This window comes from Ligilactobacillus salitolerans, assembly GCF_003864415.1.
Lineage (GTDB): Bacteria > Bacillota > Bacilli > Lactobacillales > Lactobacillaceae > Ligilactobacillus > Ligilactobacillus salitolerans.
Genome location: NZ_BFFP01000005.1, coordinates 7,315 through 20,922, shown reverse-complemented (window position 1 = coordinate 20,922; position 13,608 = coordinate 7,315). Strand labels below are relative to the sequence as shown.

At 43.6% G+C, this 13,608-nt stretch carries 14 protein-coding genes and 1 pseudogene; 2 read left to right on the top strand and 13 right to left on the bottom strand.

Features of this window, described 5'->3' with window-relative positions; all coding sequences use genetic code 11:
* Nucleotides 1-188: 188 nt before the first annotated feature.
* The 4 genes and pseudogenes from LFYK43_RS02410 to LFYK43_RS02395 form a co-directional block, all read right to left on the bottom strand.
* Nucleotides 189-1,052, bottom strand: coding sequence for an aldo/keto reductase (locus LFYK43_RS02410; protein WP_124975074.1), 864 nt, complete (start codon nucleotides 1,050-1,052; stop codon nucleotides 189-191).
* A pseudogene (locus tag LFYK43_RS02405) lies at nucleotides 1,036-1,473 on the bottom strand (cupin domain-containing protein). The gene LFYK43_RS02410 and the pseudogene LFYK43_RS02405 overlap by 17 nt, the downstream one beginning before the upstream one ends.
* Nucleotides 1,474-1,497: 24 nt before the next feature.
* A complete protein-coding gene (locus LFYK43_RS02400; RefSeq protein WP_124975072.1) occupies nucleotides 1,498-1,821 on the bottom strand; it encodes a carboxymuconolactone decarboxylase family protein in 324 nt (107 codons plus the stop codon).
* Nucleotides 1,822-1,842: 21 nt separating this feature from the next.
* Nucleotides 1,843-2,223 carry a DUF2255 family protein gene (locus LFYK43_RS02395; protein WP_124975070.1) on the bottom strand — a complete coding sequence of 127 codons (381 nt, stop codon included), beginning with the start codon at nucleotides 2,221-2,223 and terminating at the stop codon, nucleotides 1,843-1,845.
* A gap of 136 nt (nucleotides 2,224-2,359) precedes the next feature.
* Here LFYK43_RS02395 and LFYK43_RS02390 point away from each other — a divergent pair, with 136 nt between their 5' ends.
* Both LFYK43_RS02390 and LFYK43_RS02385 read left to right on the top strand, forming a co-directional pair.
* Nucleotides 2,360-2,782, top strand: a complete 423-nt coding sequence (locus tag LFYK43_RS02390) for a MerR family transcriptional regulator (RefSeq protein WP_124975068.1) — start codon at nucleotides 2,360-2,362, stop codon at nucleotides 2,780-2,782.
* Nucleotides 2,783-2,823: 41 nt separating this feature from the next.
* A complete protein-coding gene (locus LFYK43_RS02385) occupies nucleotides 2,824-4,164 on the top strand; it encodes a right-handed parallel beta-helix repeat-containing protein (protein WP_124975066.1) in 1,341 nt (446 codons plus the stop codon).
* A gap of 635 nt (nucleotides 4,165-4,799) precedes the next feature.
* Here LFYK43_RS02385 and dapA read toward each other — a convergent pair.
* The 9 genes from dapA to LFYK43_RS02340 all read right to left on the bottom strand — a co-directional run bounded on the left by dapA (nucleotide 4,800) and on the right by LFYK43_RS02340 (nucleotide 13,449).
* Nucleotides 4,800-5,681, bottom strand: a complete 882-nt coding sequence (dapA, locus tag LFYK43_RS02380) for a 4-hydroxy-tetrahydrodipicolinate synthase (RefSeq protein WP_124975064.1) — start codon at nucleotides 5,679-5,681, stop codon at nucleotides 4,800-4,802.
* 355 nt (nucleotides 5,682-6,036) lie between these two features.
* The gene (locus tag LFYK43_RS02375) at nucleotides 6,037-6,648 is read right to left on the bottom strand and encodes a KpsF/GutQ family sugar-phosphate isomerase (RefSeq protein ID WP_124975062.1); all 612 of its coding nucleotides are present in this window, start codon (nucleotides 6,646-6,648) and stop codon (nucleotides 6,037-6,039) included.
* A gap of 31 nt (nucleotides 6,649-6,679) precedes the next feature.
* Nucleotides 6,680-7,945 carry a PTS ascorbate transporter subunit IIC gene (gene ulaA, locus LFYK43_RS02370; protein WP_124975060.1) on the bottom strand — a complete coding sequence of 422 codons (1,266 nt, stop codon included), beginning with the start codon at nucleotides 7,943-7,945 and terminating at the stop codon, nucleotides 6,680-6,682.
* Between the two features lie 10 nt (nucleotides 7,946-7,955).
* On the bottom strand, nucleotides 7,956-8,234 hold the full coding sequence (locus tag LFYK43_RS02365; RefSeq protein WP_124975058.1) for a PTS sugar transporter subunit IIB: 279 nt from the start codon (nucleotides 8,232-8,234) through the stop codon (nucleotides 7,956-7,958).
* Between the two features lie 6 nt (nucleotides 8,235-8,240).
* A complete protein-coding gene (locus LFYK43_RS02360; protein ID WP_124975056.1) occupies nucleotides 8,241-8,687 on the bottom strand; it encodes a PTS sugar transporter subunit IIA in 447 nt (148 codons plus the stop codon).
* A 2-nt stretch (nucleotides 8,688-8,689) separates the two neighbouring features.
* Nucleotides 8,690-10,705, bottom strand: coding sequence for a BglG family transcription antiterminator (locus LFYK43_RS02355; protein ID WP_229717896.1), 2,016 nt, complete (start codon nucleotides 10,703-10,705; stop codon nucleotides 8,690-8,692).
* A 465-nt stretch (nucleotides 10,706-11,170) separates the two neighbouring features.
* Entirely contained in the window at nucleotides 11,171-11,755 is a 585-nt protein-coding gene (locus LFYK43_RS02350; RefSeq protein WP_124975052.1) for a hypothetical protein, read from the bottom strand.
* A 299-nt stretch (nucleotides 11,756-12,054) separates the two neighbouring features.
* The gene (locus LFYK43_RS02345) at nucleotides 12,055-12,645 is read right to left on the bottom strand and encodes a hypothetical protein (protein ID WP_124975050.1); all 591 of its coding nucleotides are present in this window, start codon (nucleotides 12,643-12,645) and stop codon (nucleotides 12,055-12,057) included.
* A 183-nt stretch (nucleotides 12,646-12,828) separates the two neighbouring features.
* Nucleotides 12,829-13,449 (bottom strand): hypothetical protein, encoded by a 621-nt coding sequence (locus LFYK43_RS02340; protein WP_124975049.1) that lies wholly within the window; start codon nucleotides 13,447-13,449, stop codon nucleotides 12,829-12,831.
* Nucleotides 13,450-13,608 lie beyond the last annotated feature (159 nt).

The window sequence follows — 13,608 nt, the reverse complement described above, 5'->3', positions numbered from 1 at the left end:
ATCAAAGTCAATTGAACTAGCAACCACAAACAGCCCACTAAAATTTTTCAACCTCTGCATCAAGAATTTGGATCATTCAACTCAAGCAAAAAGTCTCTCCGGTAAAGCAAAACTTCACCAAAAAGACTTTTTGATTTTAAACTTTACTGTCTAGTCATCCACTTCCCACGCAAGATTTCACAGACAAATTACTTTCCGCTAAAGACCGGAAAATCACTTGAATTACCATAATCTTTAATTTGGGGTAATTTTTCCAAGACCTGCATATCTTCTGCGGCTATTTTAAAATCAACGTCCGCGTTATTGGCAATATGCTCTGGGTTGGCACTCTTGGGCAAAGGCAAGGTCCCTAATTCCAAACAATAACGAATGGCCAATTGCGGGACTGTCACTTGATATTTGTGTGCCATTTGCTTGATTTGCTCGTTTTGCAAGATCTCGCCGTGGGCTACGGGTGAATAGGCTTCAACCAAAATATCATTTCGCTGTGCTTGTTCCAGCAGATCAAAGGAAGTATGCCCAACGTGGGTCAACAATTGATTCACAGCTGGTTTAACTGAACCATTTTCTAGGATATTAGTTAAGTCCGTTTGCAAGAAATTAGAGACCCCGATCGCCCGGACCTTGCCCGCTTGCAGCGCTTCTTCCATCGCGCGCCACACTTCCACGTTCTCTTCGAGGTAATGGTTTTCGCCGTGAAATTCTGCCCACGGTTCAGGCGCATGGATCAACAAGAGGTCCACATAGTCTAAACCGAGTTTTTGCAACGATCCGTCAACTGATTTTTTTGCCGTCAAATAGTCTTTGAATTCAGCTTGGACCTTCGTGGTCACAAACAATTCAGCGCGCTTCAGGCCAGTTGCCTTTAAACCGGCACCAACACCCTCCTCATTTCCATAAGCTTGTGCGGTATCAAAGTGACGATACCCGACTTGGGCAGCCTGTTGGACCGCTTTAGCCGCTTGGTCATTTCCGATCAGCCAGGTTCCAAAACCTAATTTCGGGATTTTGACTCCATTATTTAAGGTGTAATTTTCAGTGAGAATTGTCATTTTCAGCCTCCTCTGATAACGCGAAATATTCTTGATCTGTCACCGGTTCAAGCCATTCCGAAGTCCCTGTGGTAATGGCAAGATGACTAAACCAGGAATCCTTAGCTGCCCCATGCCAATGTTTGACGCCGTCATGTGCGATCACAACATCGCCCGGCTTTAAGCGTTGAGCTGGTCGCCCTGCTTCTTGATACCAGCCTTCACCGCCCGTCACCAGTAAAATTTGACTGCCGCCATGATGGATGTGCCAGTTATTCCGGCACCCCGGTTCAAAGGTGACATTTCCGACCGGAACACTCACGTCTTTTTCAGGAATAACTAAGGTCTAGTTATAACTCTGGCCAATGAAGTATTGAGCATAGGCATCGTTTTTGGGTCCAGTCGCAAAGACTCCAGGCTGTTCAACTTTTTTCGCTGTCATTTTTTTCTCCTTACTTAAGACAAATTACTTTTCCTGCCAAATTTCTTTTGCTCGGTTAAAAGCTGACCAAGCTTTGGGCCAGCCGGCATAAAAGGCTAAATGAGTAATTTCAGCGCTGATTTCTTCTTGAGTAATGCCGTTATTTTTGCCAATTTGCAAGTGGGCGGATAACTGCTCAGTGCTCCCCATCGCGATCAGCGCCGCGATCGTGATCAATGAACGGTCGTGGGCAGATAACTCGTTTTCTTTACTCCAGACCTCTCCGAATAACACGTCATCATTCAAATGGGCAAATTGTGGGGCAAAAGCACCTAATTGTTCTTGCCCGGCTGTTTGTTTCTTGGCCATACAAAATTCCTCCTTCAAGACTTATCTTGGCAAAATTTTAACAGTGGCACTGACGGGACCTGTTTTTAACATCGGCGGTAAGTACGGACTGTCCTGGTACTTTGCTTGATAGGCAGCGTTGATTTTTGCATCCAGCTCCTGGTCTCCGGCTGCATCAATAAATTCGGCTGCAAATTCTTGCCCTGCCAGTTTGATCTTGCCGGCTTGTTGTGTCATCGCTGACTGGTACCAGCGCGAATTTTGACCATTATAGGCTCGCACATATAAATTTTGCCCTACCACGACTGACCAGATCCACGTTGGCGTGCCAAAGGTTTTCCCGTCTGCGTAGAAAGGCGAAACATACATGTCATCAGCATCCGTGAATTGATTCAATTGTTCTTTTGTCCACTGTTTAGCCATTGACTGACCTCCATTCCTTCCATTTGAAAAGAGCATACTCCTTCAAGTATACTTTAAGTCAATAGATACGCTGATTTTTGCTTTTCAGCCTATTTTTGTATAATATTTAATGAAGTTAACTTTAAGGAGAAATAAAATGGCTCGAAAATATAATATCGGGGAATTCAGCCGGAAGTTTGATTTGCCGGCTTCCACCTTAAGATACTATGAAAGCGAAGGCTTGATCAAACCGCAAAGAGATCCTCATGGACGGCGCTGCTATACGGCAGAAGATGTCAGCTGGTTGAAGTTCTTAAACCACTTAAAAGGAACGGGCATGAGTATCAAAGAACTCAAGCAATATATTATCTGGCGTGAACAAGGAGACAGCACCATTCCCCAGCGACTCCAGCTTTTAAGAACCACCAAAAGCAATTTTTTAGAGCAATTTGCAGAAATTCAACATCATCTCCAAATTTTGAACGACAAAATCAACTGGTATGAAGCAAAAGAGACCGGCATTATCGAAGAAGATGAAGGATTTGGCGAATATTTGGAAAGATTGGGACACCATGAATAAGCAGATAGTCGGTATAATCCGAACAGAAATGGAGACCAACCATGAGAAACATTCTTAAGTTTATCCTCGCCTTAAGCTTAGCTTTGTTGTTTAAATTACCTAGTGCCAATGCCCAAACGATCCACGTTTCTCTCGCCGCGACGCAAGCTGGCACTGGCTCGGCTGCCCAGCCGTTTAAAGCGATCAATTCGGCGCTGAAAAAAGCTCGGGCTGGCGACAAAGTTGTGGTGCATGGCGGGACCTACCACGAAAAAATTCATTTTCCCCACTCTGGGAGGAATGGCTTGCCAATCACCTTGTGCAATTTTCAGTCTGACAAAGTTGTGGTCGATGGGAGCAAGCTGCATGTGGCCGGCGACATGGAAGGCTTGCTGACGATCAGAAACCGCCGTTACCTCAAGGTCCAAGGTTTGACAGTGCAAAACTTTACTTCCCGCAATCAACAAGTTCCTGCCGGGATCTTGATCACAGGGACTAGCAAGGGGATCTCAATTAAAGATTGCCATGTCGGAAACATTGCAGCTTTGACCAAAGATACGGCGCAGGCCAACGCACATGCGATCGCGATTTATGGGACTAGCAGTAAAAAGCCCCTGCAAAAAATTACGCTGATTGGCAATGAAATCGACCATAATCGGCTAGGTTCCAGTGAAACAGTCGCCGTCAATGGAAACGTCCGCCAGTTCAAGATCAGCAAAAATCGGATCCACGATAATGACAACATCGGCATTGATCTGATCGGCTACGAAAGGACAGCCGCCAAGCACGACTACGCACGTGATGGAGTCGTGACCCAAAATGAGATTTGGAATATTTCAACCAAGGATAATCCAGCTTATCAGGCACCCTCTTCTGCGGCGATATACGCCGATGGCGCTCGCAACATCAAGATTCAGCGCAACAAGATCCACAAGGCAGATATTGGGATCGAGGCGGCCAGCGAACATCATGGCAGGACAACCAAAAAAATAGTGATTCGCAACAATTTGGTAGTCGATTGCAGGCCAATCGCCGGGATCTCATTTGGCGGCTATGACAAAAAAAGAGGTAAAGCGCGCAGCATTCGGATCTTGAACAACACCTTAGTCAATAATCCAACCCAGATTCTGGTGCAGCACTATGCTCAAGACAGCTTCAATGTGATCCAAAACAACATCTTTGCCGACGGAAAACAGTTTACTGGCAAACTGGGGAAGATCAAACAGAAACCAAATTATACCGGCAAGCCGCATTTCGTCGCGCCACAGGATGGTGATTTCCGCCTTGAGCAAGGGTCGCCAGCGAAGAATACCGCCAAACTACAGTCGGGGCTGGGCATTAAAGATTTGGCCGGCAAAGCACGAGTCGTCAACGACAAGGTCAGCTTCGGAGCGTACCAGTAAGGTTTCTTCGTTGAGATGCGTGCGGCTGCTTCTTCTGGCGAAACAGGTGTAGTTTAAGCGCTAATCTCACCATCTTTTGGCAAAACAGGTGTAGCTTAGTCGTTAATCTCACCTTCTTTTGGCGAAACAGGTGGAGTTTAGGCGCTAATCTCACCTTCTTTTGGCGAAACAGGTGGAGTTTAGGCGCTAATCTCACCTTCTTTTGGCAAAACAGGTGTAGTTTAAGCGTTAATCTCACCATCTTTTTGGACAATTATTTTGATAAACTCGCGTTACTTTGACCGACTTACGTGAGTTTAGCTCCTAAACTCGCGTTACTTTGGCAAACTTAAGCGAGTTTAACTACTATTCTCGCGTTACTTTGACTTGGAGGAGTTTAGCTCCTTTTCTCCTCTTACTTCAACCGACTTGGAGGAGTTTGACTCTCTTTCTCCTCTTACTTCAACAGACTTGGAGGAGTTTGGCTCCTATTCTCCTCCTACTTCGGCTGACTTGGAGGAGTTTACCAGTTCTTCTTGCGTTACTTACTCAACAAATTTCTTTTCCCAAAGCAGACATCAAAAAGGACCTGTGCCGCCTCATTAAACTGAGGGTGCAAAGGTCCTTTTTCCTATCTATTTTGTTGAGGATTTTACCTAACGATAAAATTCCAACATCTTGACTATTTCTTCATCCGTTTGCTGATTTGGTTCAGTCACTGGTTTTCGTGCTGGACCGACTTGAGCCAGTCCGGATAGTTCGATCGAACGCTTGAGAATTGCCGGAACAGTGCCCAACTTCAGTGCTTTTCGCAAAACATCAATGCTGCCCTGCAGTTGGTTGGCTGTTTCATACTCTCCTGCTGCCAAAGCTTGATCCAGAGCCACCAGCGTCTTTGGGAGCAAATTACTGGTCCCAGCAATTGCTGCTTTTGCGCCCATCTGATAAGCAACCGAAATTTTGGAATCCGAACCGATCAGAACTTGGAAATCATTGGCAGCAGCAATGTCAGTGTATGCCTGCAACAGTTCCAAATCACCGCTGCTATCCTTGATGCCAACGATATTTTCGACTTGAGCCAGCTGCTCTACGACCGCTGGCGGCAAACTGTAACCAGTATTTTTCGGGATGTTGTACAAAATGACCGGCAAGTTGACGCTCGCAGCAATCGTTTGGTAATGTTCCACCAGCTCAGCATCTGTTGGTTTGATAAAGTAGGGAGCAACAACTGAGAGTGCATCTGCGCCCGACTGCTCCATCTCTTGGGCTAATGAAACTGTCTCCCTAGTGGAACAGGCTCCTGCACCGGCAAAAACTGGCACCCGGTGGTCAACGAACCCCACGACTTTCTCGACAAAAGCCGTCTTCTCTGCATGAGTCAGGACGTGAAACTCGCCATTGCTGCCTAAGGCAAAAATTCCTTGGACCCCTGCAGCCAGCAAACGCTCAATGTGTTCCTTAGTTGCCTCATAGTTGATCGATTGTGCCTCATCTCTGTTAAAAGGTGTCACGATTGGCGTAATAATGCCTTTAAACATCTTATCTCTCCTCGTATTATGAAATTAACCATTATCTTTTAAACCAAGTTTTAGTGCCTATTGTTGCTTACTTTTTCGGACACTAAATGATAACCTCTAATTGTTATTGGCTTTGGCAAATTGGTATAGATTTGCGACTCCAGTAGTTCAACCAAATTATTGAAAGAATGCTCCCAGTTGCTTCTCTTTTGGTTGGTCTTTGGCATAAAGACCAACCAATTACTCCTCTTTCGGTTGGTCTTTGCCTTAAAGACCAACCAATTGCTTCTCTTTCGGTTGGTCTTTGGCTTAAAGACCAACCAATTGCTTCTCTTTCGGTTGGTCTTTTGCCTAAAAACCAACCGATGAATCCTCTTCACTTGAGAATGCCTTCCTGCAACAGTCGTTTGCCCAAAGAGCCGCCTGGATGAAACATGCCGAAGTCTTTTTCGGAAAAACCTTTGATTTCTGAAACAGTCAAAGCCAAGGCATCGCCGGTGACTAACACTGCAGTTGAACTGTTCGTTGGAGCCAAGTTGAATCGATCAGCCTCGCGTTTCACTTTAACCAGCACAAGATAATCGCTATCCTCTGCCAAACTGGATTTTTCTTCACCCGTGAACGCAACGATCTTCGCGCCGATACGGTGGATCGGCTTCAGGGGTGCCAGGCACTCCTTAGTTTCACCTGAATTCGAGATCATCACGACCAGATCATCGCTGGTGATCATCCCGAGATCTCCGTGCATCGCTTCTGTGGCATGGACAAAAAACGAAGGTGTTCCAGTGCTGGCAAAGGTCGCCGATAACTTCTTGCCGATATGGCCAGATTTACCGACCCCCATCATGATCAGATTACCCTTCAACTGGGCAATCGCTGCCACAACACTTTTATAATCATCACGGTGCGCGTCGATCTCACTTTCAACATATTTGACAGCCGCCAGCTCGTCGTCCATTATATTTTGCAAATTAGCAATGATATCCATAGCCTCATTTCCTCTCTAAATGTCTATCCTACTAGTGAAATGCGCTGAGTAATGCGTGGAGCAAGGACCCAACAACGTTGTAATCAATATTCGGGAAGGTTGAACTGGCGATCCCCATGTCTTGGAAAACGGGAACCAAGATCAACGGCAGAAATGAGATCAGCAAGCCGTCGACAAATGACCCAACGAGGGCTCCGCGCCAACCGCCAGTTGCGTTGCCGAAAATTGCCGCGGTCCCGCCGGAGAAGAAACAGATATGCGCCGCTGGAATGATGATCGTTGGACTGTGGAATAAGATCATCACACCAATTGACAGCAAGCCCGCCGTATATGAACTGACAAAGCCCAGTAAGACAGCTGTTGGTGCAAAGGGGAAGACTGTCGGGACATCCAATGCGGGGCGCGAACCGGGAATAAACTTGGATGAGATCGCTACGAAAGCATTGGTGATCTCTTCTAAGAACATCCCGACACCATACATCAAGACACCCATTCCGGCAGTAAAGGTCAGCGCTTGAATAAATGGGTAAACCAACCAGTTCACATCACCGGAAAGTTTGGTTGTAACACTTTGTCCGGCAGCTAAAACTGAAACATAGAACAAGACCAGCATCACAATTGCCAAACCGATCAAGAAATCCTTGAAGATCGACAAATATTTGGGAAAGTGAATGTTCTCAGTCGTTTGGTCTTTGTGTTTCTTGAACAAAAGCCCGATCGCCCCGGACAAGGCATAACCGATCATGTTGTAATGTCCGATTGCTTGGTTGTCATTGCCGGTAATTTTGCGCATAAAGGGCTGGCACAAGGACGGCAAGGCACTCGCTGCAAAGCCCAAGATCAAGCCGCCCACCAGGATCGACCAGAAATCGTTCACACCGTTAAATTTGAGGATCAGCCCTAAAACACAGGCAAAATACAAGCTGTGCTGGCCGGTAAAGAAGATGTTTTTGAAAGGTGTGATCCGGGCGAAGACGATATTCATGACAAATCCTAAAATCAAGATCAGCGCGACCACGAAGCCGTATTTGGTCTGAGCCGCGGCCGTTGCTGCTTCCGGTGATGCGATCAATCCATGCAAGTTAAAGCCTGCCTTAAAGATCACATTGAAGCTTTGCAGAACTTCGGTCAGTGTGCTGGCACCAACTTGAAAGATCAAAAAGCCGATCACCGTCTTGAAAGTCCCTTTAGTTACATCTGACCAGTCCTTATCCTTCTGGGCAACTAGCCCGATAAAAGCGACCACGCCCAACAGCACCGCGGGCTGGCTGAGAAAACTAATGATAAAATCTAACAATGTCAGTCACCTACTCTTTCATTAGTGGCGTGAGTTTATCTTCGATTTCCTGTTGATCCATCATATTCTTGATCCCAACAACTGCCTTATTCTTTTCTTTGGCGCGAATGTCATCGGCCACATCACTCAAAGCAATGATAATATCGCCTTGGAAACTGCCGATTCCATCGACACTGGCATGGTCGACTTCTAAGTCCCAGTTGTTTTTTTGCGCCACATTTTTGACCTGAACCGTTAACATCGTGCTCGTTCCCATTCCTGCTCGACAAGTAATAACTGCTTTTTTCATTTTTACTCATTCCTTTGCTATTTGATTGAGATAATCGGCTGCTACAGCTGGATTCGCTGCTTGGTCGATCTGTTCAAAAAAATCCTTTTTGGATAGGAGGTTCACTAATTGTGCCATCTGGTCTAAGTGTCCGTTGGGCTGAGTTGAACTCAGCGTAAAGATATATTTGACGGGATCATTGTCTTTATTGCCAAAAGCAAGCGGCTGTTTCAAAGTCGTCAGCCCGATCCCATCTTTAAGCGCGCCGTCCTCAGTTTTGGCGTGGGAGAGCGCGACATGCGGCGTAAATACAATATACGGTCCTGTTTCTTCTGCAATTTTGATCACCTCATTCAGATAATCCTTGGTTACATACTGCTGGTTCAGCAGCGGCTGTCCGGCTTTCAAAATGGCATCCTTCCAGTTATCTGCTTGAACGTTTAGTTGGATCAATTCTGCTTGGATAAATGCCATCACTATTTCTCCTCTCCTCTATGGGTGGCCTGTATGAACAGCCGGGTCAATTCTTCAGGTGTCTGTGCATCTTTAAACTGCCCAACCAGCTTGTTGTTCGACAAGATCTCGGTCAGCTGCGTTAAGGCGTTGACGTGCAGATCCATCGTTGGCGAATAAAGGCTGAAGATATACCTGGCCTTAGTCTGAGCATTAAAGCTCACCGGCTGCTGAAAATATATCAAGCCCATTCCCGGCTGCTTGTATTGCGGCGAGATCTCGGGTTTGGCGTGTAACAGCATCACATCCGGCATGATCGCCATGTAGGGGCCATAGTTTTCGATCTGTTTTTGCATCAGTCGAGTATATTTTGCTTCGGTCACCTGATCTTTTTCTAATAACTCTCCGCTCAATTGGACAGCTTCCTGCCAGGAATACTTGCCCTGCTTGAAAACAATGCGGTTGGTTGGCAAAAGATCGCTCAGTCCCAGCTGCCGTTCAGCTTTTGCCTGATTTTCAGGTCCGTCTAAGAAGTAGCTTTGGAGAGCAGCAGTCAGACCGGGGAAGTTCTCGACGCGGGCATATTCACTCACAATGTCCAGGACTTGCGTGGCTTTAACGTAAGGCGAAGCATGTTTGACTTCGCTATTAGCTAGACTCGGCAAGTACTTTTGGATCTCTTGAATGTCAGACTCGGTCAGATCCGCCTTAATATTGATCACCGGTAAGTTCTTTTCAGTCAGCGGCAAAGTTGTAATGACCAGTTCTGCCTCGATTTGATCAGCCTGTTCATAGCTTTGCTTAGTGACGATCTGGATCTCCAGCTGCTTGGGGAAAAGTTTTTCCAGTCTGATCTGCAGAAAGCGTGAAGTCCCCATCCCGCTGCCGCAAACTAACAGGACGCGATGTTTAGCTGCTCTTTGCTCAACGAAGTTAACTTTTTCAAGTTCCCCGCCAAAGTAGAGGGCGATCAATTCGATCTCAGCCGTGGTCAGTTTTGCTCCCAGGTATTCTTCAAAAACTTTGACAGACTGCTTGGTCATCAGATAAAGCTCCGGGTACTTCTTTTGCACCTTGATCGTCTCCGAATTCTGAAACTGGATCTGGTATTTGACCCGGTGCTTGGCGGCGATCAAATGCGTGTAAAGCTGTTTTTGTAAACTGCTGTTAGCCAGTTTGACTCCGGAAATAGCAACAAAATTTTTGATGATCCGGCCCGCCAACAAGTAAAGCTCATTTGAACCCTGAATTTTTAAGGGATAACTAGCCTGTCTGGACCGGATCACCTTGGCCAGCAAACTGCTTTCTTCTGCCAGGTGTTCCTGACTGACCCCAAGCTCGGCCAAGAGTTCTGCCACATGATACCTCTGCGCGTTCACATCGTCGGCTTTGGCTGTCAAATAACAATGATTTCGGTATCTGACTAGCGAAAAGTAGATGAACTGCTTCACCTGAAAAAGTGAGTCGTCAGTCAAATAATGACCAGTCTGCTGTTCCAAATGGAGCAAGCCCCGCTCCACTTTTGCCCGCTGCTTTTCGTCAAATGGCATCAGCGTTGCGATTTTATCTTGCACGATGGTGTCCTGGATCTCATTTAGTAACCGCAGAGTGTATTTGCGCAGCTCTTCTTCTTGACCTTGAACTGCAAAATGCTGCTTGACTGAAAGCAGTTTTAATTTTGCGCTGACCAACTTTTTCCTGACTTCTGCCAAATCGCTTTGGACCGTTCTGGTGGTGACTCCAGTCAAAGACCGGAGAAACTGCAAGGAGATCGGTTCGGCCTGGCACAGGACGGCAAACTCGATCAGCATGACCCTTTCAGTTCTGGGCAGATCAACATTGGCTTGCCGAACTTCCGACTCTAACAGCTGACTGACCTGATCGTAGTTCTCAGGCGCCAGATGATAGCCGCAATCCCGCACATTTTGAATTTCAGCTAGGTCATGTGCGGCTAACCAGTCATTAACGCCATTGATCGTTAAATATGCTGTTCTGGCAGAGACATTCAGGAAGTCAGCGATTTGAGCAATCGTCAACAATGAATTTGTATTTACAAACTTTTTAATGAGCCTGTATTCGCGATAAAGCATGTGACACCGCCTTTCTCAAGAACCAATTTTATTGTAGCGCTTACATTGTGCATTTTGTTTCATATGCCTAACTGAACTTTCTTGCATCAATTGATTCAGCTCAGCTTGACCATTAGGAAATTCTAGTTATGACATAAGATACACAAAGGAAAGGTGATATTCAATAAAATGGATTTACAGCTTGAAACATAAGGTAACTTCATTCACTGAGCACGCAGATTTTTTGTGAAAGGTTAAGTAAAATTCTCTATTTTTTAAGAACCAGAACTAAACAAGGAAGAGGACAGCCGCTCGCTATGCTCCTGGCCATCATCTTCCTTGAAATAAAAATATTCTATTTTCTGATAGTTTAAGTCTACACTAGCTGCCCCTGATTCTGCTCAAGGGTTTTCCTTTATTGTGAAGCAATCCTGATCATTGCTTCTGATGGTATTGCCGAATGAATTCCTTCTCTGTGGTTGGAAGATTTATCTTCGCCTTCCTTAGACGTAAGTATAAAAATTTTTTCTTTAAACTATACGTATTGATGCGATTGCTTTTGTAATAATATATTCCTTTTTTCTTCGTTAGTTTGCCCTCTTCAAATGGTGGAACAGTCTTCTTTAATTTGATTTGGCGGCTTTTACTTATTGTATATCTGCCATCTTTAAAATCGTCATAACTGTCAAACCATAATTCTGTTTTTTGAGCATTTTTCCCAAGTTTAAAATCATCGTGTTTTTTTGTGTAAACACCTTGGACAAACGTAATACCAAAGGCTTGATTACTATCATCTCTCATTTCTAAGTTTGGAATCGCCACATAATGAGAACCATCAACTATCTTAATATATGATGGTGCATCAGGACTTACTTTCTTTCCGTTATACGTGTACGTCTGATTTCTATTGATCTTGGTAACACTCACCGATTGCCAAGTTATTAAGAAAACAGCGCTTGTTATCAACAAAAAAATTAGTATTGTTAAAGCTAGACATTTTTTCAACTTAATAATAAACACCTACTTTCCCCAAGTTATTGAATAGGTTTGACTTTAGCCCTCTAGTAAAATCAGCGAATGTTTGCAGCCCATCATAAGATAACTTGCTGGTTGCTGGTTGCTGGTTGCTGGTTGCTGGTTGCTGCTTGTGTTTGCCAAAGTGCGTTCATCTTTTTTGTTGCCGTTTTATTTCATCCGTTTAATAGTCACAATTTTGCAGATAATACTTTCTACAAAAGAATTTTATTTCCAATCATTTCTTCGTCTAATATTAGGCCATAAGTCTACAATTGCGCCTGTGAGTTCTCGTACGAATTTTATTACTGCTTCTTATGGTACTTCCGAATAAATTCCTTTTCTGTGATTGGAATGTCAAGTTTGGATTTTTTTAGACGCACAAATTTGCTTTTATACCTATCAGGTTTATCTGCATTATTAATTTTTATCGCCCATTTATAACAGAATGCACCATGCTCTTTTTTTATATAATTACCTACAAAAATATAATTTTTTTCTTGAGGAGACACTTTTTTGTGCTGTAAAGTGTAGTCACCTTTCTCAAAATCCTGATAATTACTAAAAACTAAAGAAGTCTCTTTTGTATTATTTCCAAGGATATACCTGTTGTGACGTTGACTATAAGTACCTTGGATAAAAGTGACTCCAACTATCTGATCACTATCTTCATCTAAATTTTGCAGGGGTATGGCCACGTATCGAGAATTATCCAGGAATTTAATATATGAAGGAGGATCTCCTCCTGTTTGCTTATTGTCCAACATGTATGTTTGATTGGTTTTGAGTTTTGTTACACTATTCGTTTTCCATATTGTTAACGATGTTAAAATTGCAATTAAAACACAAATTGCAGCCAACAGAGACAAAAATCTTTTCTTTTTAATAAAGATCACCTACTCCCCATGTTATCGAATAATTGTCCAAAGAAGGAATCGTTTTATGCTTGGGTATGCTCTTATAAAAAATACGTTTCAAGTTATTTGTAGCCTTTTTTGGAGACATTCCATTAATATTATACCTTTCAGCTTGAGTATACTGTTTTTCTGAGGGGGCTGTGTAGAAACGCAATGATTTTACTACTGCTTCTTATGGTACTTCCGAATAAATTCCTTTTCTGTGGTTGGAATATCCTTTTTTGCTTTTCTTAAATGCACAAATCCTTTTCTAGTATGATAGGGATAATCACCTTGCATTGTTTTCCAACGATAGAAGTAATACTTTCCCTTTTTCTGGACAAAGTTTTCTTCAAAGGGCAACATAAATTTTCGAGCTTGAGATTCACTCAATTCATTCTTTTTAAAGTCGCCTTTTTCAAAATCTGCGTAGCTATCAAAGATTAGAGTTGTATTACGAATACTTTTTCCTAATTGAAATCTGCTTTTTTCATCTTTTCGATATTTACCTTGTATGAAATAGATCGCAGGACCATCGTCTTCTTCTGGGTCTTCTTTTATATCTAATACAGGCACCGCTACATAATGAGAACTGTCGATGAATTTTATATAGGATGGATCATATGAACCATCTTTAGTTGCATCATAAGTATAAGTCTGACCGTAGTTAATCTTTGTCACGTAACTATTTTCTTTTTTCTGGATTTCAATTTTTTTATCATTATCTTTTTTTAAGAAAAAAAAGAAACAAATAAATCCAATAAATACTATGACCCCAGAAAAAATTAAAGCTTTCTTTTTCATATAAATGCTCCTTACAAATTGTTAAAGGGGGCTAAAGCTTTAGAAATTTTCGTGCATTCTCTTGCGCAGTTTCTTTGTTTGAAGCTATCCTGACCACACAATCAATTCCTCTTCTTATACCTAAACTAGCTTGTCACTATTTTTTATGTAAAAATATTA

Bases quoted from the DNA above. Each gene is read 5' to 3' on its own strand.
- LFYK43_RS02395 (WP_124975070.1), bottom strand. From the start codon at position 2,223: ATGGCTAAACAGTGGACAAAAGAACAATTGAATCAATTCACGGATGCT.
- LFYK43_RS02390 (WP_124975068.1), top strand. From the start codon at position 2,360: ATGGCTCGAAAATATAATATCGGGGAATTCAGCCGGAAGTTTGATTTG.
- LFYK43_RS02400 (WP_124975072.1), bottom strand. From the start codon at position 1,821: ATGGCCAAGAAACAAACAGCCGGGCAAGAACAATTAGGTGCTTTTGCC.
- LFYK43_RS02360 (WP_124975056.1), bottom strand. From the start codon at position 8,687: ATGGCATTTATCCAAGCAGAATTGATCCAACTAAACGTTCAAGCAGAT.
- LFYK43_RS02385 (WP_124975066.1), top strand. From the start codon at position 2,824: ATGAGAAACATTCTTAAGTTTATCCTCGCCTTAAGCTTAGCTTTGTTG.
- dapA (WP_124975064.1), bottom strand. From the start codon at position 5,681: ATGTTTAAAGGCATTATTACGCCAATCGTGACACCTTTTAACAGAGAT.
- LFYK43_RS02365 (WP_124975058.1), bottom strand. From the start codon at position 8,234: ATGAAAAAAGCAGTTATTACTTGTCGAGCAGGAATGGGAACGAGCACG.
- LFYK43_RS02340 (WP_124975049.1), bottom strand. From the start codon at position 13,449: ATGAAAAAGAAAGCTTTAATTTTTTCTGGGGTCATAGTATTTATTGGA.
- LFYK43_RS02410 (WP_124975074.1), bottom strand. From the start codon at position 1,052: ATGACAATTCTCACTGAAAATTACACCTTAAATAATGGAGTCAAAATC.
- LFYK43_RS02375 (WP_124975062.1), bottom strand. From the start codon at position 6,648: ATGGATATCATTGCTAATTTGCAAAATATAATGGACGACGAGCTGGCG.